This window comes from Peptoniphilus vaginalis (assembly GCF_900176605.1).
GTDB lineage: Bacteria > Bacillota > Clostridia > Tissierellales > Peptoniphilaceae > Peptoniphilus_A > Peptoniphilus_A vaginalis.
The window spans coordinates 334,280-354,031 of sequence record NZ_FXLP01000005.1; the positions used below are offsets into that span (position 1 = coordinate 334,280).

Annotated in this window: 20 protein-coding genes; 19 read left to right on the forward strand and 1 reads right to left on the reverse strand. The window is 31.1% G+C overall.

Annotated elements, in window-relative coordinates; genetic code table 11:
- The first annotated feature begins 53 nt into the window (after positions 1-53).
- The 5 genes from CAN42_RS06430 to CAN42_RS09245 all read left to right on the forward strand — a co-directional run bounded on the left by CAN42_RS06430 (position 54) and on the right by CAN42_RS09245 (position 4,101).
- On the forward strand, positions 54-1,586 hold the full coding sequence (locus CAN42_RS06430; RefSeq protein ID WP_085876001.1) for a hypothetical protein: 1,533 nt from the start codon (positions 54-56) through the stop codon (positions 1,584-1,586).
- A gap of 409 nt (positions 1,587-1,995) precedes the next feature.
- On the forward strand, positions 1,996-2,583 hold the full coding sequence (locus CAN42_RS06435; protein WP_085876002.1) for a type IV toxin-antitoxin system AbiEi family antitoxin domain-containing protein: 588 nt from the start codon (positions 1,996-1,998) through the stop codon (positions 2,581-2,583).
- A 146-nt stretch (positions 2,584-2,729) separates the two neighbouring features.
- Positions 2,730-3,578 (forward strand): AraC family transcriptional regulator, encoded by an 849-nt coding sequence (locus CAN42_RS06440; protein ID WP_085876003.1) that lies wholly within the window; start codon positions 2,730-2,732, stop codon positions 3,576-3,578.
- Between the two features lie 85 nt (positions 3,579-3,663).
- Entirely contained in the window at positions 3,664-3,882 is a 219-nt protein-coding gene (locus CAN42_RS09240; RefSeq protein ID WP_425330840.1) for a nucleotidyl transferase AbiEii/AbiGii toxin family protein, read from the forward strand.
- 57 nt (positions 3,883-3,939) lie between these two features.
- Positions 3,940-4,101, forward strand: a complete 162-nt coding sequence (locus CAN42_RS09245; protein WP_425330841.1) for a hypothetical protein — start codon at positions 3,940-3,942, stop codon at positions 4,099-4,101.
- Positions 4,102-4,358: 257 nt separating this feature from the next.
- Here the strand turns inward: CAN42_RS09245 and CAN42_RS06455 are convergent, their stop codons facing one another.
- A complete protein-coding gene (locus CAN42_RS06455; protein ID WP_085876005.1) occupies positions 4,359-4,715 on the reverse strand; it encodes a plasmid mobilization protein in 357 nt (118 codons plus the stop codon).
- A gap of 304 nt (positions 4,716-5,019) precedes the next feature.
- On the opposite strand from CAN42_RS06455, the gene CAN42_RS06460 reads away from it, so the two are divergent.
- From CAN42_RS06460 to CAN42_RS06525, 14 genes are all read left to right on the forward strand, one after another.
- Positions 5,020-5,592, forward strand: coding sequence for a TetR/AcrR family transcriptional regulator (locus CAN42_RS06460; protein ID WP_085876006.1), 573 nt, complete (start codon positions 5,020-5,022; stop codon positions 5,590-5,592).
- Between the two features lie 50 nt (positions 5,593-5,642).
- Positions 5,643-6,161, forward strand: coding sequence for a ClbS/DfsB family four-helix bundle protein (locus CAN42_RS06465; protein WP_000708365.1), 519 nt, complete (start codon positions 5,643-5,645; stop codon positions 6,159-6,161).
- 140 nt (positions 6,162-6,301) lie between these two features.
- Positions 6,302-8,041, forward strand: coding sequence for an ABC transporter ATP-binding protein (locus tag CAN42_RS06470; RefSeq protein WP_001114256.1), 1,740 nt, complete (start codon positions 6,302-6,304; stop codon positions 8,039-8,041).
- Positions 8,034-9,743 (forward strand): ABC transporter ATP-binding protein, encoded by a 1,710-nt coding sequence (locus tag CAN42_RS06475; protein ID WP_000488162.1) that lies wholly within the window; start codon positions 8,034-8,036, stop codon positions 9,741-9,743. Before CAN42_RS06470 ends, CAN42_RS06475 begins: the two co-directional genes overlap by 8 nt.
- 2 nt (positions 9,744-9,745) lie before the next feature.
- Positions 9,746-11,263: an ABC transporter ATP-binding protein gene (locus CAN42_RS06480; RefSeq protein ID WP_000601967.1), complete on the forward strand. Its 1,518-nt coding sequence runs from the start codon at positions 9,746-9,748 to the stop codon at positions 11,261-11,263.
- Positions 11,253-11,957: an energy-coupling factor transporter transmembrane component T gene (locus tag CAN42_RS06485; RefSeq protein ID WP_000567178.1), complete on the forward strand. Its 705-nt coding sequence runs from the start codon at positions 11,253-11,255 to the stop codon at positions 11,955-11,957. Before CAN42_RS06480 ends, CAN42_RS06485 begins: the two co-directional genes overlap by 11 nt.
- 10 nt (positions 11,958-11,967) lie before the next feature.
- The gene (locus CAN42_RS06490) at positions 11,968-12,552 is read left to right on the forward strand and encodes an MptD family putative ECF transporter S component (RefSeq protein WP_000791750.1); all 585 of its coding nucleotides are present in this window, start codon (positions 11,968-11,970) and stop codon (positions 12,550-12,552) included.
- A gap of 359 nt (positions 12,553-12,911) precedes the next feature.
- Positions 12,912-13,322, forward strand: a complete 411-nt coding sequence (tnpA, locus tag CAN42_RS06495) for an IS200/IS605 family transposase (protein WP_085876007.1) — start codon at positions 12,912-12,914, stop codon at positions 13,320-13,322.
- Between the two features lie 293 nt (positions 13,323-13,615).
- Entirely contained in the window at positions 13,616-13,750 is a 135-nt protein-coding gene (locus CAN42_RS09185) for a helix-turn-helix domain-containing protein (RefSeq protein ID WP_338091443.1), read from the forward strand.
- Between the two features lie 67 nt (positions 13,751-13,817).
- A complete protein-coding gene (locus CAN42_RS06505) occupies positions 13,818-16,202 on the forward strand; it encodes a hypothetical protein (RefSeq protein WP_209019209.1) in 2,385 nt (794 codons plus the stop codon).
- A gap of 375 nt (positions 16,203-16,577) precedes the next feature.
- Positions 16,578-17,603 carry an acyl-CoA thioester hydrolase/BAAT C-terminal domain-containing protein gene (locus tag CAN42_RS06510; RefSeq protein WP_085876009.1) on the forward strand — a complete coding sequence of 342 codons (1,026 nt, stop codon included), beginning with the start codon at positions 16,578-16,580 and terminating at the stop codon, positions 17,601-17,603.
- A 271-nt stretch (positions 17,604-17,874) separates the two neighbouring features.
- A complete protein-coding gene (locus tag CAN42_RS06515) occupies positions 17,875-18,483 on the forward strand; it encodes a class I SAM-dependent methyltransferase (RefSeq protein ID WP_085876011.1) in 609 nt (202 codons plus the stop codon).
- Between the two features lie 31 nt (positions 18,484-18,514).
- Positions 18,515-19,141, forward strand: coding sequence for an L-2-amino-thiazoline-4-carboxylic acid hydrolase (locus CAN42_RS06520; protein ID WP_085876013.1), 627 nt, complete (start codon positions 18,515-18,517; stop codon positions 19,139-19,141).
- Between the two features lie 104 nt (positions 19,142-19,245).
- Positions 19,246-19,743, forward strand: a complete 498-nt coding sequence (locus tag CAN42_RS06525) for a methyltransferase family protein (RefSeq protein WP_085876015.1) — start codon at positions 19,246-19,248, stop codon at positions 19,741-19,743.
- Positions 19,744-19,752: the final 9 nt, after the last annotated feature.

Sequence of the window (19,752 nt, forward strand, 5' to 3'; positions counted from 1 at the left end):
ATAGGGCTGTTTTTCTTTGCCTACAAATGGTATACTAATAATGGTGATTAAAAGTGAAAATATATAATAATTTAGAATCAGATTTTGGTTATGAAAAAATTGAAAAAGATAAATTGTTACAATTATTACCAAATCTTAAAAACTCTTGGATAAAAATCAAGATTATAAGTAATTATAGTAGTCAATGTATACTGAATGAATTATTTTCAACTGAGTTTTCATTCAAAGTGAAAAATGTTGATGCAGTATCAGATGAAGATTTTGTATATATTTATGGTTATAAAGAAGAAGAACGCTTGATACTTGATTTAGGCACGTTGTCTCAGTCTGAATGTAAAGAAGGTAAATCATTTCATTTAATAATAACAAAGGATATTTATTGGTCAGAATTATATATTTCAAAATTTATTCCAGATTTCGAAGTGAGAGGGCTACTTCAAGACATAGTTGACTCTGAAGAGAACATAGTTGTTACAGAAGGAAAGACCGATTGGAAACATCTAAAAGCTGCCTTAAAAAGATTTCAAAGGGCTGGCATATACAATGATTTGGACTTCAAATTTTTAGAATATGAAACAGGTTTAGAAGAACAAAATATAAATTTATTAGATAAAAAGTTACAGGGTAATTCAACTCTTAAAACTATTTGTATTTACAATGCATTATTTAAAAACAATAAGAAAAAAATATTTATTTTTGATAGTGACACAAAGAACATATTAGATGAGTTTTCAGACGAAAAAGGATATAAATATTTAGGTAATAACGTTTATGCCATAGTTATTCCAGATCCATCAAATAAATCGTCAGTTAATGGTTTCGAGATAGAGAATTACTATGATGATAAAGATATAAAAGCTAAAGATAAGCAAGGTAGAAGGTTATTTTTGAGTAAAGAATTCAAGTTTGATGAAGATGTTCATAAATATTATTCTAGAAAAATGAACGCAGATAGACCTTATTTGATAATAGATTCGGATGTTTATGAAAATTTAACAGATGAAGCTATAAAAAGCAAAGAAGAACTATCAAATTTAATTAATTCAAAAAACAAAAATATTAGAAAGGTTAAAACTTTATCGAAAAATGATTTTGCAGAAAATGTTCTTAAAGAAGTTGATGGTTTTGATAAATTGAATATAGTTGAATTTAAAAAAATATTTGACATTATTGAACAAATATTGATTGAAGATTTTTATAGTGAAGATAAAATACCAAATAATCAATATGTTATAAGTGATAATTCTGTTATACTAGAATTCAATGAACATAAAGAGCTCTATATTAACGCAAAAGTGGATTATAAAAAATTAACTAGTAATAATAAAACTATATGTTCTGAAATTTATAAAAATGAAGATGAAACAATAGAGATAAATATAGGGAACTTTAAATTTGGATTTTATACAATAGCAAAAATAAATTTTTGTCAAGAAATTAATTTGTTTATAATAAATAAATTAAATGACGCTAGCAATAGGATTTATGTTAATTTTTTTAATGAGAAAGAGGAGTATGTGTGTACAATTGAAATCTTAAAAGGTGAATCATTCGATATACTGGGAAGAAGGGTGTTAGAAAATTAATATATTCCCACATACGAGGCTTTTGAGAAATATGAAATTTTATCCATACTGACCACTCAAGCCATGTGGAGACGGTAGCGTTGATACAAATGATGTAAATTTAGATATCTTGTATTTTAAGCAGTTTTATAAGCATTTTGTCTTTGAAAAAGATGAAGAAGGATAGGTCAAAAAGACTCAAAAAAACTACATGGATGTAAGAGTAGTTTTACAACTGGTATGAGGAAACACAAAAAATATAATTAACTCATTTTGTACTTTCTACAAGAGTAGCTTAAAAGGCTGCTCTTTTTCATTGTATATAAGAAATCGGTGCATTCTTTTTCAAAAATATAAAACAATCATAGCCTAACTTCACATCTTCGCTTTTATAACATATAATAAAAGCGTAAACGAGAGGTGGGCGACTATAAATACACTTAAAGAATACATACAAGAAAATTTAATAATCACCAACAAAGAAGCAGAAGAGCTTGGATATAGTAGGCATAATCTATCAGAATTAACAAAGAGCGGAAAATTAGAAAGATTAAGACCGGGACTATATCAATTAAAAGGAAAAGTAATAGATGATTTTGTTTTAATATCATCCAATAGTAATCGAATTATATTTTCACATCAAACAGCCCTATACCTCCACGACCTATCCGACAGAACTCCAAATGTATTTTATATATCTGTACCCCAAGGCTATAATGCAAGTCATATCAAAAATAGATATAAAGACCTCCAAGTTCACTATGTAAAAAAAGACTTGTACGAGATTGGCAAGACAGAAATAAAATCACCACAAGGCAACCTTATCCCAGTTTATGATATTGAAAGAACAATTTGCGATATCATAATCGACAGAGAAAAAATAGATAAGCAGATTTTCACAGAAGCCATAAAAAGATACTTTAAATCACAAAATAAGAATCTAAGACGACTAATAAAATACAGTAGACTATTTAAAATAGAATCTGAAATTAGAAAATATATGGAGGTATTATCGTGATTAATATCGAGAGTATAAAGGGCAAGATAAGAAGCTTAGCAGAGAAGAAAAATATTATAAACATGTGATGCTATAATATTTGTATTAACATTATCGGGTATAATTTTATAAATCCTTGTACAATTTAAATGAAAGGTGGTGGGAATATGGATATAATGAGATCTTTTAATTTAGCAATAGACTATATTGAAGAAAACTTAACTGATGAACTTGATGAAAAGGAAATAACACGGATAACAGGATATTCATTTCCAATGTTTTCAAGAATATTTTCAATCATATCAGGATATTCATTATCTGAATATATAAGGTTAAGAAAGATGACAAATGCTGCAATTGATTTAAAAAATTCAGATAAAAGAATTATAGATATCGCAATAAAATATGGCTATAATTCTCAAGATTCTTTTGCCTTAGCTTTTAAAAATTTTCATAAGCTAACTCCAGGACAAGTAAAAAGAGGACAAAAGTATCAATATTTCCCAAGAATCTACTTTTCAATTTCAGTTCAAGGAGGAAATCAAATGGATATTAAGATTGAGAAAAAGAAAGCGTTTAAAGTAGCTGGAATTAAATCAGATGTAACTAAAAGTTCAAATTTCCAAAAAGTTTGGGATAGACTGGTTGAAAAAGTACCAAGAGAAAAATTTGAAGAGTTTGGTAATGGTCAAATCTTTGGCGTAGGATATGACTATATAATGGATGAAGAAGATTCATTTATATACTTAGCTGGTTTTGATTTAACGGATGAAGTAAAAGCCGAGGAGTTAGGTTTAGATATACTCAGCATTCCTGAAAAAGAGTATGCTATTGTAAGCTTACAAGGACCTATACCTAAGTGCATTCACGAAGGATGGAAGTATATTATTTCATATTTCTTCCCAAAAGAAGGATATAGACATGATGAAAGTCCTGATTTTGAAGTATATGGAGATGGAGACCCTAATTCAGAAGATTATAAAATGGAATTATGGGTTCCTATAGTAAAAGAATAATTTAAATTTGTTTAACGGCATCTATCAAAATGGTAGGTGCTTTTTTGATGGCTATTAATAAAAATAGGAAGGAATAAAAAATTCTATGAAACTTGACCTAACAACAGGAGATGCAATAACACCAAGAGAAATAGAATACACATATCCATGTATCTTTAGCACAGAAGCTATAAAAATAATGGCATATCCATTAGAAACAATATTAGCAGAAAAATACGAAACCATAATCAGAAGAAATATAACAACAACACGAATGAGAGACTTCTACGACCTATATATCCTCTACAAACTAAAAAAACTATGAAATTTTAAAAAAAAAGCAATACAAAGAACCTCAAACAGAAGAGGAAGTCAGGAGATAATGCAAGACTATAAGGAAATAATCGAGGACATAAAAGAAGATTCATACCTAAGATCCTTGTGGGAGGTATATCTTAGTGAGAATAAGTATATTGGAGATTTGAGCTTTGATAAGGTAGTTGATGTGGTAACAATTTTATCAAATAGGATAAACGAGATATAATTTAACATAGAGTGTTTCGCAAATCATAGACAAGAAAATATTAAGGACGAGAAGTAGAATTAATCTACTTCTTTTTATTTCAAAACATTATATAGAACATGATTTTCCATGTTTTCATGAACTGAATGTGTGCAGTAGACGGATGACATTTGAATGAAGATACCAAGATTTTTTCATCAGTTTTTTCACTCTTAGTAATGTAATCTATTGCCAAATTTAGAGTTGATTTTATAGGATGTATTTTTGTAATTGCCATACTAATCACCAGAACTTTCTTTTGATTTATTAAGAACTAGGGAATGGATCTGCCATATTTCTCTTGATAATTTTTCTATCTGTTTCTTCATTGATTCAATTTCATTTTTGTAAATAACACCAGTTGTATTAGTTGCTTTTGCAATCTGGTTTATATTATTCGTAGCATTTGAAAGTAACCATTGTAGATTCCTAAATGGTTCTAAATCTACTACATAAATTTCTTTTTCTAATACACATTTCCTAAGAAAGTGGGACATAGTTTTGCAATTAGCAAGTTTCATTTTCTTTTCAAAAACTTCTTTTTCTTCATCTGTTAAATATATTTTAAGCTGATTTTTTCTCTTTCTTTTATCCATAGTATATCTCCTTATCATAAAATATTGGGGTCTTAGGGTACTCCCTAACAAGCTAAAATTGATAAAAAAAGAAGCAACTCCACGAGGGGCTGCTTCATCGATTTTTCGTAAGTGGGTACACACTTACTGTGCTTGCTACAAAAGCTACAAAAAAATGATTTGTAATACAAGCGTTAAGCAAGTTTTAAATATTAAATAAATTATAACACAAAAGTAGTGGTTTTTCTACAGCTATCTTGATAAATATTGAATTATGATTTATTATTAAATATAAATTCAGTATTAAAATAGAAAGAGGTGTGATATGGCACAAGTACTAAAAGAAGAAGTCAGAAATAGAATAATTGATGCAGCAGAAAAAGTATTTTATAAAAATGATTATAGAGGTGCTAAATTAATAGAAATTGCAAAAGAAGCAGATATTCCTGTGGCACTAATTTATACCTATTTCAAAAATAAGGAAGTTTTGTTTGATGCAGTAGTAAGTTCTGTTTATATAAACTTCGAGTCAGCTTTTAATGAGGAAGAATCTTTGGAAAAAGGTTCTGCTTCTGAAAGGTTTGATGAAGTTGGAGAAAATTATATTCATGAACTTTTAAAAGATCGTAAGAAGTTAATTATTTTAATGGATAAAAGCTCAGGTACAAAGCATACAGAAGCAAAACAAAAACTCATATCGCAAATGCAGGTTCATATTGAAGTAAGTTTAAAAAGACAATCGAAACAGGAATATGATCCAATGCTTGCCCATATTTTAGCCAGTAACTTTACAGAGGGACTTCTTGAAATAGCAAGGCATTATCAAAGTGAAAAGTGGGCAAAAGATATGCTAAAACTTATTGCAAAGTGTTATTACAAGGGAGTGGAATCATTGTAAGTTGATTTGATATTTAAATGCGATAAATTTAAATTTTTGGAGGAGATATTTTGAAGATATATAAAGATAAAGAAGAACTGAAATCTGAGATAAATAAAAGTTTTGAAAAGTATATTTCTGAATTTGATATTATTCCTGAATCTCTCAAAGATAAGAGAGTCCCTGAAGTTGACAGAACACCAGCAGAAAATCTTGCTTATCAACTCGGATGGACAACATTAGTTTTGAAATGGGAAAAAGATGAGAAAAACGGTTTTGAAGTAAAGACACCGTCGGATATGTTTAAATGGAATCAACTTGGAGAATTATATCAGTGGTTTACCGATACTTATGCTCATTTATCGATAGAAGAATTAAAGAAACGATTGAAAGAAAATATTATATCTATCTATACAATGATTGATACACTAAGTGAAGAAGAATTATTTCAACCGCATATGAGAAAATGGGCTGATGAAGCTACTAAAACAGCGACATGGGAAGTTTATAAGTTTATTCATGTTAATACGGTTGCCCCTTTTGGAACGTTTAGAACTAAGATTAGAAAATGGAAAAAGATTGTGCTATAATTTTTGATTTGCTGATACAGTAATTTAAAAAAATATAGTGATCGGATAAAATAGACTTTGCGTAATCAGCAAAGTCTTACTTTAAACCTTAATACTGAATTAAAATTCAATATTATTCAATTTTGAAAGGAGAGTTGTTCATGCCGGAAAAAGAATTAAGGAAAAAAGTGATTGGGAAAAATAGTTTATCCAATTCACTTCTTGCTTTAAAAATAGTATTTGATTTGATACCACAAATCTTACTTGTATATTTGATTAGTTCTTTAATCACAAACAATATTAACGAAGGTAATTTAAAGTATATATTCTTGGGAATCTTTATATCGTTTGTATTAAAAGGAGTGTTTTATTATTTTGCAACAAAGGTTGCCCATGAGAAAGCATACGAAAAATTAACAGAACTTAGGTTAGATATTATCGGTCATCTGAAAAAACTAAGTTTGGGATTCTTTAAAGAACATAATACAGGAGAGCTTACCAACATTGTTCAACATGATGTAGAGCAAGTGGAAGTATACCTTGCCCATGGTCTTCCTGAAATAATGGCAGTTACACTTCTGCCTACCATTATTTTTGTAGCTATGATTTTTGTTGATTGGCGTCTTGCTCTTGGAATGATTGCTGGAGTTCCACTCATGTATTTGGTAAAAGTTCTTTCACAGAAAACAATGGATAAAAACTTTGCTATTTACTTTAACCATGAAAATAAGATGAGAGAAGAGCTAATGGAATATGTAAAAAATATTTCTGTGATTAAGGCTTTTGCTAAAGAAGAGGAGATTAGTGAAAGAACATTAAAAACGGCAAGAGAATATATTTACTGGGTTAAAAAGAGCATGGGAGCAATTACAATTCCAATGGGACTCATTGACATATTTATGGAAATTGGAGTAGTTATTGTCATGATTTTGGGAAGTATATTTCTTTACTATGGAAATATTACAACCCCTAATTTTATACTTGCCATTATTTTATCGTCTGCTTTTACTGCATCTATAAGTAAGACGGCTACATTGCAACATTTTTCTATTGTGTTTAAGGAAGCACTAAAGGCGATTGGAAAAGTTTTAACAGTTCCGCTTCCAAAGAAAAAGACAGAACAAGGTTTAGAATTTGGAAATATAGAATTTAAAGATGTGAATTTTGCATACGGAAAAGATAGCTTTGAGCTTAAAAATATCAATTTGAATTTTAAGAAAAATAGTTTGAACGCCTTTGTAGGAGCAAGTGGTTGTGGGAAAAGTACTGTATCTAATTTGCTTATGGGATTTTGGGATGCAGATGAAGGACAAATACTGATAAATGGAAAAGATATAAAAGAATATAGTCAAGAAAATATCTCAATGCTGATTGGTAGTGTGCAACAAGAAGTTATCCTTTTTGATTTAAGTATTTTTGAAAATATAGCAATTGGAAAACTAAATGCAACAAAAGAAGAAGTCATAGAAGCTGCTAAAAAAGCAAGATGCCATGATTTTATTTCAGCATTGCCAAATGGATATGAAACACGAGTAGGTGAAATGGGAGTTAAGTTATCTGGTGGAGAAAAACAAAGAATCTCCATAGCAAGAATGATACTGAAAAATGCACCGATTTTAATATTAGATGAAGCAATGGCAGCTGTTGATAGTGAAAATGAAAGACTAATCGGCGAAGCAATTGACGATTTAAGCAAGGATAAAACCATTATTACAATTGCTCATCATCTAAACACAATTAGAGATTCAGACCAAATTATAGTTATGGATAAGGGTGTTGTTCTTGATGCAGGAAGCCATGAAGAGTTGATGAAAAGATGTGAGTTCTATAAGGATATGGTTGAAGCACAGAACAAGGTAGATAGATGGAATTTGAAAGAGGTGGTAACAGAAAATGTTTAGAGAAATGTTAAAGCTGCTTACAAAAACCGGCAAGAGAGATTTGATTATATCAAGTGTATTCTTTGCCCTTTATGGACTAAGCTCCATAGCCATGATTGTTATCGTATTTTCTATACTGTTTCAGATATTTGATGGGACGAGTTTAGCAAGTTTATATAAAGGTTTTATTGCAATTGGGTTACTTGTAGTATTCAAAGGCATTTGTAATATGGTTGCAGATATGAAAAAGCATAGTGCAGGTTTTGATATTGTTCAGCAAATCAGAGAACGCATGATTATTAAATTGAAAAAATTCAGTTTGGGATTTTATACCAATGAAAGACTGGGAGAGATCAATACAATTTTACACAAAGATGTTGATAATATGTCTCTTGTTGTAGGACACATGTGGTCGAGAATGTTTGGCGATTTTTTGATAGGTGCAGTCGTATTTATCGGTCTTGCAAGTATTGATTTCAAACTTGCTATTCTAATGGCTGTATCTGTTCCGATTGCACTTGTCTTTCTATATCTGACAATTAAGCAATCTGAAAGAATAGAGAATCAGAATAATTCAGCACTTCTTGATATGGTTAGCTTATTTGTTGAATATGTTAGAGGAATACCTGTACTAAAGAGTTTTTCAAACAATAAAAGCTTGGATAATGAGCTTATGAACAAGACAAAAAAGTTTGGAGAAACAAGCAAAGTAGCTTCAAGATTCAAGGCAAAACAGCTATCTATATTTGGGTTTTTACTGGATATTGGATATTTAGTTCTTTTAATTGCAGGAGCAATACTTGTTATAAAGGGAAGTCTTGATGTACTTAATTTTATTATCTTTGCAGTAATTTCAAAAGAGTTTTATAAGCCGTTCGCTTCTATGGAACAACACTATATGAACTATGTTTCGGCGGTAGATAGTTACGAAAGACTTTCAAGAATTTTATATGCAGATGTAATCCCGGATAAAGTGAATGGAATTGTTCCGATGGATAATGATATAGCTTTTGAAAACATAGATTTTTCCTATGAAAAAGATGAATTTAAAATGGAAAAATTGAGCTTTTCTATTGCTGAAAAAACTATGACAGCCTTAGTTGGAGAATCAGGTAGTGGAAAGACTACTATAACCAACTTGCTTTTAAGATTTTATGATGTGCATAAAGGAAAAATTACCCTCGGAGGAACTGATATAAGGGATATTCCTTATGATGAGCTTTTAGATCGTATTAGTATTGTCATGCAAAATGTTCAGTTGTTTGATAATACCATTGAAGAAAACATCAAGGTAGGTAAAAAAGGAGCAACGAAAGAAGAAATCATTGAAGCTGCAAAGAAAGCGAGGATACATGATTTCATTATGAGTTTACCAAAAGGTTATGAAACTGATATTGGAGAAAATGGTGGGATTTTATCAGGTGGACAGAGACAAAGAATATCTATTGCAAGAGCTTTTCTAAAGGATGCACCTATTTTAATTCTTGATGAAATGACAAGTAATGTTGATCCTGTAAATGAATCTTTGATACAAGATGCTATTACAGAACTTGCAAAGAATAGAACTGTACTTGTAGTGGCTCATCATTTAAAAACCATTCAAAAAGCTGACCAAATTCTCGTATTTCAAAAAGGAAATTTACTTGAAAAAGGAAAGCATGGGGAACTTCTTGAGAAAGATGGTTACTACACAAAATTATGGAAAGCTCAGTACGAGGTATAATCATGATTTTGTTAAAAAATGTTTCTTATGAATGGGAAGATGGGCGAACTGCTTTAAAAAATATCAATCTTGAAATTAAAAAAGGTGAATTTGTTTTAATTTCAGGGAAAAGTGGAAGTGGTAAAAGCACTCTTGGAAGTGTAATGAATGGTCTTATACCACATTATTACAAAGGCAAAATGAAAGGAGAAGCCTTTGTGTCCGGAAAAGATATAAGCAAATTATTACTTCATGAAATAGGGCATATTGTAGGGACTGTATTTCAAGATCCAAGAAGTCAGTTTTTTACAACAACTACAGATGAAGAAATAGCTTTTGGGCTTCAAACGATCTGCAAATCAAGATATGAAATCAAACAGAGAGTAGAAGAAGTATATGCAGAACTGGATATTGAGGAACTGAAAGGAAAATCTGTTTTTGAATTATCAAGCGGACAGAAACAAAAGATAGCTATTGCAAGCATCTATGCGATGAATCCGAAAGTTTTAATTTTGGATGAACCTTCAGCAAATTTGGATATGAAAGCAACATTTGACCTGTTTTTAATTTTGGAGAAATTAAAGAAAAAAGGAACAACAGTTGTTCTAATTGAGCATCGTTTGTACTATGTAAAATCTTTATTTGACCGTTTTCTTTTGGTGAAAGATGGAGAGATTGCACAGGACTTGAGTCGGGAAGAAGTTATCCGTCTTGAAGGGGAGTTTTGGGATGAAAATGGGCTAAGAACTCTTGAATTAGAAGAATACAGGATAAGTGAGAAGAAAGATTCATATCAATTAAATGATGAAAGTATCAACGGAAAAGGCTTGAGATTTTGCTATCCGAATGTAGCTAAGGATGGAAAGAAACAAAACAAGTACATCTTAAATCATCTTGATTTCAATATGGAGTGTGGAAAAGCCATTGGTCTTATAGGCTTAAATGGTACCGGGAAAACCACCTTTGCAAGAGTGATTTCAGGACTTGAGAAGATAAAAGAGGGAACAATATGGGCTGGAAAAGATAAGTCGCTTAATCATAAAGATTTAATGGATATGTCATATTTTGTCTTTCAAGATTCAGACTATCAGTTGTTTTCGGAAAGTGTACTTGATGAAATGCTACTTGGTATTTCAAGTAAAGATAAAAAAGAAAATACTCAAAAGGCAAAGTCTATTTTGAGTGTACTTGGCTTAGACAAATACATTGATAAGCATCCGTTTGCTTTATCAAGAGGAGAAAAACAAAGACTGACAATAGCTTGTGGAATGATGAAACAGGCAAAAGTTTTTATCTATGATGAACCAACATCAGGTTGTGATAAAGACTCAATGCTTTCGGTGGCAAAATTGATTGAAGAACAATTAAAAAATGGGACAACAGTCTTGGTAATAAGTCATGATTTTGAGTTTTTAGCAAACACAGTAAGCGATCTGTGGGTAATGGGAGATGGAAAAATAGAAACTGTTTTAGATATGAGTGAAAGTAACAAATTTCTCATATTAGACAAGATGAGAGGAGGTAGAGAACTTGATAGATAGAAAAACAGTCGATCCGAGAATAAAACTTATTCTACTTCCAATTGCCTCCTTTACCAGCTTTTTTATAAGCGATACAATCCTACTTTTCGGACTGATTGTCTTTGCCTTTTTTCTGTATGTATACAGTAGTATGTGGAAAAGAGCATTACGCTTTATTTTGTTTTTTGTGCTTTTATACTGCATAGAGTTAGGGCTTGGAAAGTTTCGTGAAGCAAGTATCGTATTTGCAATATATATGTTTATTTACTTTGCATCAAGGATGACCTTAATTGCTATGTTTGGTGGATATATAACAAAGACTACAAGTGTAAGTGAAATGCTTGAAGCATTAAATAGAATGAAAGTACCAAGAAGCATTGGTATACCTTTTAGTGTTTTGCTTAGGTTTGTACCAACTATAAGAATAGAACTCAAGGCATTAAAAGAGAATATGAAGATTCGAGGAATCGTAACAAGTAGATTTTTCCCGTTGCTACATCCATTTAAATATATTGAATATACGCTTGTTCCACTTTTAATGAGGATGATTAAGATTTCAGATGAACTGTCAGCTTCAGCACTCATTAGAGGACTTGATAGTGATGAGAACAGGGTTACATTGACAAAATTGAGGTTTAGATGGGCGGATTTGTTGATTGGACTATTAGGAGCTTTGATGATTGCTCTTGTGATAGTAATACAGAAAATTTATTAGGAGGACTTTTATGAAAAACAAATTAAATGGTCGTGATTTTATTACAATCGGAATCTTTAATGCAATTGGAATTGTCATATACATGGTGGTTGCATTTGCTATGGCAACAACAGTGATTGGAGGATTTATTGCTTCAGGAGTTAGCTTTATGGTAGCTGCTACCGTTTATATACTTATGGCTTTGAAAGTTAAAAAGAAGGGCGTATTTACAATATCAGGAACGCTTCTTGGTTTAATTGCATTGTCAGGAGGACATTTGCCTCATGCAGTCTTTGCTGTAATCGGTGGAATTATATGTGATTTGATTATAGGAAATTATGAGAGCAAGGGACGAATGATTATTGGATATGGGATATTTGCATTAGCAGATTTTTTAGGAACAGTAATTCCTGTGATTTTATTCGGGACAGCTTCTTTTGTGGAAAGAGCATCAAAATGGAAAATGAGCGAAGCACAAATAAATGAAGCATTATCTTATTTCAAAGTTTCGTGGGCAGTAGGATTTGGCTTGATAACTTTTGTTCTTGCTTGCATAGGAGCATTCGTTGCAACAAAGATACTCAAAAAACATTTTGAAAAAGCAGGAGTGATTTAATCAATATTTATTTGTGAGGGAAAAATGGATTAAATAATGGAGGTAATTGCTATGTATTATTTAGGGTCTGTTATTCATATAGAAAAAAAATAGACCTTTTTGATACTGGTAATTATCATAAAAAATCAAATTTAAATTATAGGTAAAAAACAAATTTATTTCTCTTAAGAGGATTTATGCCTAATAGCATAAGTCCTCATTTTTTGTCCACTTAAGTGAGTTGAGCGAACGAAAGAGAGCGAAACAAAAAACCACCTGCTATGCAGGTGGAGGAAATTAGCTTTAGCTTCAAGCACCAAGAAAACCTCCTTAAAGTATAATTGTGATAGTCACATGCACAATTAAACAAGGAGGTAATCATGGATAAAAATACTTTATCGCATACAAGCTGGAGATGCAAATATCATATAGTTTTCGCACCAAAATATAGAAGACAAGTAATATATAGACAATTAAGAAAAGATATAGGAAGTATACTTCGAGAATTATGTTCAAGAAAAGGAATAACAATAATAGAAGCAGAACTATGTCCAGATCATGTTCATATGTTGGTAGAAATTCCAACGAAATACTCAATATCACAAATAATGGGATATTTAAAAGGAAAAAGTTCGTTAATGATATTTGATAGATACGCCAACTTAAAATATAAACATGGAAACAGACACTTTTCGTGTAGAGGATATTATGTAGATACAGTGGGAAGAAATGAAAAGAAAATAAAAGAATATATACAAAATCAATTAAAAGAAGACTATTACACAGACTAAATAAGTATAAAGGAATACTATGACCCGTTTACGGGAGAGGAAGTTAAATAAAAACAAATAAAAAAACTGCTTAAGTAGTAGTTGGGAAAGTGTTGCATGTGATAGAATACTCGACAGCCCCAATAGAGACGCGCCGGTATTCACGCCTTATAGGCGCACTGTGCAAACTACCAGCTAAGCTGATAGTTTTGATTGGTGTAGAGACATTGACTTAGGTGTTACAATATAACTAATAAGGATAATTTTGTACATCCTATTGAAAGGCGAATTCTATTATAACGAATAATATTGAAGTGGACGTAAAAGCAAAGTGTGTTGAATCCGGAAAGACTCAGGTGCAACTTGCAGAAGAGATTGGTATTTCTAGCCAGTATGTTAACCGGATCATTAAGAAAAAAGATGGGGTTGTTAATAAAACCTTTGTTTAGATGATTGAAGCCCTGGGCTACGATATAGAAATTACATATGTAAAGAGAAAAAAGCAAGGTGAATAAAGTGAATGAAATTAATAATATAGAGGTTGAATTATTATCTAATCAAGAAGTATATCCTACAGAAGTTAATGAATTTGAAAGTATTATTTTTAACCTTGATTCTAAAATTGATATGCTCTCTAGCAAAGTAGATAAATGGGATTGCTTAGTTGCACTTGGATCAGGTGTTGCTTGTGCAATGATGGACATTCTTTGGACTAAGGAGTTTTCTCTTATTGAAGGGAGAGATATCGCTGATAACAAGATCGAAAATGTTGTAAAAAAAACAGCCCAAATGATGGGATGCGAATCTTATGATTTGAAAAAGTGTGTTAAGTTCTTAGAGGATAAGTTCCCTATTCCTTCAGATGGGAACACACCAGATTTTGGGGGTGGACTACAGCACCATATCAGAGATTTTGCACATCATCCTACCATTGTCGGATTGATTTTTTCTTTATTGACTCAATTCACATATAAGTCATATGGAACCGATGTTAATGGAAATTTTTTGATTGTCGATATTCCGGAGAAAAGCAGAGTTTTTATAGGAGAAGATACTAGTTTAAAAATAATAAATGGAACTTTTGCTTGGTTTTTTCATTTAATTAGTGATATAGCTGGTTCGAGTAGCACTGCAGGTCTAAGTGGTGGTACTGGAATTCCAGGACCGATTTTGTCAATCGCCAAAGAGATGTCTTGTCTACCTATATTTAAAAGTATTCATAAAAATGGCACGTCTTTGTTTGTGCTTCTATCAAAAATGTTTAACGGAACTCTTTTTGCTAAACACGATGAGAACGGACAAATTATTAGAGATAGTATTGTAAAATTAGATTTTAGGGGTGAAATGGGCTTTGCGGTGGAGATTGGAAAACAAGCCATCCCGGTTATTGTAAATGAATGTATAGTTAAAACCTTTTATATGATTAGGCAACTTGCAAGGCAGATTAAAGAAATTCAAATAACAAGGATTGAAGATTTTAAAAAGATAAACATAAAAGAAATACTTCCTTTTAATTCTCCGACACTTACAAGGATGCTTACCATATCAACTGGTGTTTTCACTGCACTTGATGTGTCCGAAGCAGTGGTTACTAAAGAATACTGGGTGTCAATTAATTATGTGGGAGTAGGAAGATTTACCTTAGCATTAGGCGATGAAATGGTTTGGGCTTTAAAACGCAGAGATATACGTCTAATAAAGGATATGTATGAAGCTATTTATAGGAATACATACACCTACACAGATCAAAGGATATATCAAAGAATGGGTGATGGTATGGATTATGATAAGCTTGGATTAAATGAAGAACAAACAGCGATTCTTTATAATCTTGAATATTACAAGACCCTTCATGATGCTTATGGATCTAAACTTCCTGTTGGTGGGGAAAAGATTCGTCAAATGAAACTTGAATGGCTTAATGAGTGGAAAGGATACATGACCAAAGGCTTCAAAGGATTTATGAATAGTATGAATGCTGAACTTAATTGGTATTCTCTTGAAGAACTTCACGAGAAAATAAGATTAAATAGTTCAGAGAAACCTTGGTTTAGACTTGTTTTACTTGAGGCAATGCTTTTTGAACCATATTTTCCGCTTAAAACTGAAACAGATAAAAAGGGTAAAGAAGTACCAAGTAATAAATATTCTTATATAAATGCTCCGATTACGGGATATAAGAAGTCCGAAGGGGATAGGTATCTTGATAGTGAGTTTTCTGGAAGGCATAAGTTTCCTGGGTATGTTAAACGTCTTAGGAAGTGTTATGACAAGGTTTGTCGTGAAATGAATGAAGTACTTAAGACTGCCATTACATCAATCACGATAACAGCAGGAGTCGCAATAGCCACTATAGCAACAGCAGGTGCATTAGCTTCAACTATTGCAGTAGCCTTAGTAGGGTCGAATTTTGCTGGGTTAAGTGGAGCGGCCTTAACAAGTGCTTGTCTAGCATATTTAGGTGGCGGTGCAATTGCTGCTGGTGGATTTGGCATGGTAGGCGGTACGATTGCTATCGTTGGAGGTGGAGCAATTCTTGGAATAGGCGTAGGTGCTGGTATAGGTGGTGCAGCTGGTGCTATTAGCCTGATGGGAAAGAAGAATACTATTCTACAGTCTGCTAAGTTAATGGTATCAGTTAGAGAAGTATTCATGAATGATGAAAAAGATCTTGAATACTCTAAGTCTGTTTATGAAAAGTATGTTCAGAATATAACTGAAATCGAAAAAGGTTTAATTGAACTAAGATTGAAGGCTAATGTTGCGGACAGTAAAGAAAAGAAAGAACTGAAAACTAAAATTAAGAGCGCCGAAGAATCAGTGCATGCTATGAAGATTGCTATGAAAACCATGAATAAATTTATCAGTGCATATGAGGTTGGAATGGGAACAACTGAATAATTGGATTAATTTATAAAGATTGATATGTTTTCACTAACTAACAAACAACATAAAAGAGAATTGATATGTTTCCATGAACTATGAAAAGAGAAGCTATAGCGTTGATACAAAAGATGTAAACTTAGAAATCCCTCATTTTAAGTAGTTTTATAAGCATTTTGTATTTGAAAAAGACGAAGAAGGATACGTCAAAAAGACTCAAGCAAACTATATAAGAAAGCCGGGAATTCTATTGTAATTCATCTTTTAATAGGACTTATTAATGAATTATTGTGGCTAGTGTAATTAATACACTAAGGATGATATAATAAGTTCAATTAAATTTTTGTTAGGTACTAGAAGAAGCTTCATATTATTACAAAGGAAGGAGATAAAATGAAAAAAATATTTTTTGGAGTCTTTTCAATTGTTATTATTTTACTGGCTTTGGTTTTTATTCTTAGAATGTATAATGACCATAAGTACAAAGATAGCAATAACTTGAAGTTACCTGAATATTATAAAGATGTAAATGATATAAGTCTATATCCCATTGCTACTGACGGAGTTGATGTAACCTATGTTGATGAAGGAAGAATGCAAGGCTTTAGATTTGTACCCAAAGAAAAAATACATAAGGGCCTTGTAATATGTTTTGGAGGTTCTGACGGAAGTCCAAATTTTGATAATGCAAAAAGATTAGCTGAGGAGGGTTATGAAACTTTTGCCCTATTTATGTATGGTATGAAAAATCAAGAACAAACCCTGAGAAAAATTCCCTTAGAACAATTTGAAGATGTTATCAATTATATAAATAAAAATGTAAAAGATAATAAACCAATAAGTATTTTGGCGGCGTCAAAAGGATCAGAATATGCACTTAATTTGGCTAGCAAATATCATGAGATAGATAACTTGGTTTTAATAGCACCTTCATCTTATAATTTTGCTGGTCTAGATTTTAAAGATTATGGTTCATCATGGACATATAAAGGAAAGGAGCTTCCTTATATAGATATTAAAAAATCATCATTTAAGTCATTTTTGAAAAATATTATTGTTCCAGCCATTATAAAAAGTCCTATTAGTTTTAAAGATACTTATAATAGTGCAATAGAGAAAGACTCATCAAGCCAAGAAAAACTAATCCCAGTAAAAGATGTCAAGGCGAATATATTAATGTTAGTAGGCGAAGATGATTTGATGTGGGATAGTCTTGCCATGGCAAATAAAATAAAAGAAGAAAATCCAAAGGCAAAGATTTATTCTTATAAAGGTGCAGGGCATATATTTGCTGGCAATGGTATCATTAATGTAAAAAATGTGAGGATTGCAACGGGTGGAACAGCTGAAGACAATAAAAAAGCAAAAATCGAATCAATAAAAGCTATTGATGCTTTCTTAATTGAAAACCATAAATAGAAAATTCTTAGATATTTAAAGACGGTAGAAATTATAATCTATCGTCTTTTTTAGTGTCAAAAATGGAAGGAAAAGGAAATGTAAGTAAATGTTTTTAAAATAAAGAAATACTAATAGATTATGATTTTTGCAAATATTTCGATTAAAAACGCAAAATCAATGAGGTCATTATTTTATTTTCCTTTAATTAATTAATATAAATAGTATTTGTGTTTAAAATAATGAAAAGTGATATAATACAAGTGATAATTAGTATCAATAGGAGGGTGAAATGTTTAAGAGTTTCTTAGAAAATTTTAAAAAACCAAAAGATAATTTTGGAGGAAGATTTATTTTAAAAAGTATGAATAGGGGACATGAAAAATTAGCAAAGTGGGGAAGGTCTTACTTAAATATTGATGAAGCTTATACTGTCCTAGATTTGGGATGTGGTGGAGGACGAAACATAGAATATTTTTTAACTAAAGCTAATAAAGTCTATGGCCTTGACCATTCAGAGGCAAGTGTAAAGATGGCAAGTGAAATTAATAAAGAGGCAATAAAGTCTGGTAGATGTAAAATATTAGTTGGAGATGCAAAGAGCCTTCCCTTAAAAGATGAATCCATGGATATTATAACAGTTTTTGAAACTATTTACTTTTGGAATGATATAGATGAATGCTTTAAAGAAATTTATAGAGTGTTAAAGAAAGATGGAAAATTTTTAATATGCAATGAAGCCTCATCTAATAAAAGAAAAGATGTGAGGAAACTATCGAGTGTTATAGGATTCGAAGTTTATACACCCCAAGACCTAACAAAAATGCTCACAGATGTTGGTTTTAAATGTGAGTATTACTTAGATAAAAAGGAACAAATCTTATTTATTGCAACAAAGTAAATAATTTAAAGAAAGGTGCAAGGGATAAATTATGAAATATCATAGTTTTTATTTCAATCTATTTAAATATCCTATGAAAAAAGTCTTACTAGAAAATTATGGACATGATTATGCTAGAGAAATTATCACAAAAAGCAAAATAGTTTATAAAAAATTAATAGAAGAAGCTGACGATATCGGCGATGACAATCCCATGGCATACAATGAGATGTTCGCCCTTGCCTTTGTTGCTCCCTATATAGCAAGTGAGAAAAGTATTCCCCCTGAGATAGTACAAGAAATGATGAGGAGAGCCCTTTATTCACTTAGATGGTATTTTTCCTTAACTAATCTTAATACTAAAAGGGGAAAAAAGACGAATAAGAAAAATATACTTAAGTATTACAAGTGGTACACAGAGGAAAAAGAAAAGCTATATCCTACTTCCTTTAAAATTGATTTTGAGGGAGAACCTTATGAGGGAGCCTGTTATTATAGAATTACTCGTTGCCCTATTTGTGCTTACACAAAGAAGCTAGGAGTAGCTGAATTAATGCCTTTATTCTGTGAATTGGATGATCTAATGATAAGTCTTCAACATGGAGTACTTCACAGAAAAGATACCATAGCAAATGGAGCAGATTGTTGCGATTATTTTATAAGAGGCGATAGGGAGTGAACTAAATAAAAGATTTTTTTAAAGAAGCTTTACTTCGTTAATATCAATTTACATAGTGGAACAAATGAAAATATTAAATTTATAATAATAACTGAGGTTTGAAAATGAAATCACAAGATTTTAAAATGCCAGTTTTTGGAGTTGGTCCAATCTATGTCCTAACTTGTTTGTTTTTAACAATGCTAGGGATATATCTACATATCAAAGGATATTTATATGGAGGAGAATTCATCAAGGGGAAAATATATTTTATTATTTTTGGAATTCTCTTTATACTTTTTGGTATATATTTATGGATAGAGGCAGTTATTGTTCAAAAAATAAATATGAAAGTTAAAGAGAAAAAGTTGATTACAAGTGGAGTTTATAGTTTTGTAAGAAATCCTGTGTATTCAGTATTTTTATTTATCTTTACAGGCATTTTATTACTTATGACAAACTATATTTTATTAGTTTTGCCATTTATTTTCTGGCTACTCTTAACAGTATTAATTAAGACTACAGAAGAAAAATGGTTAAAAAATGAATTTGGAAAAGAATATGAAATATACTTAAGAGAAGTAAATAGAGTAATACCTTGGTTTAGGAGGAAAAGTAAATGAATTAAGAAA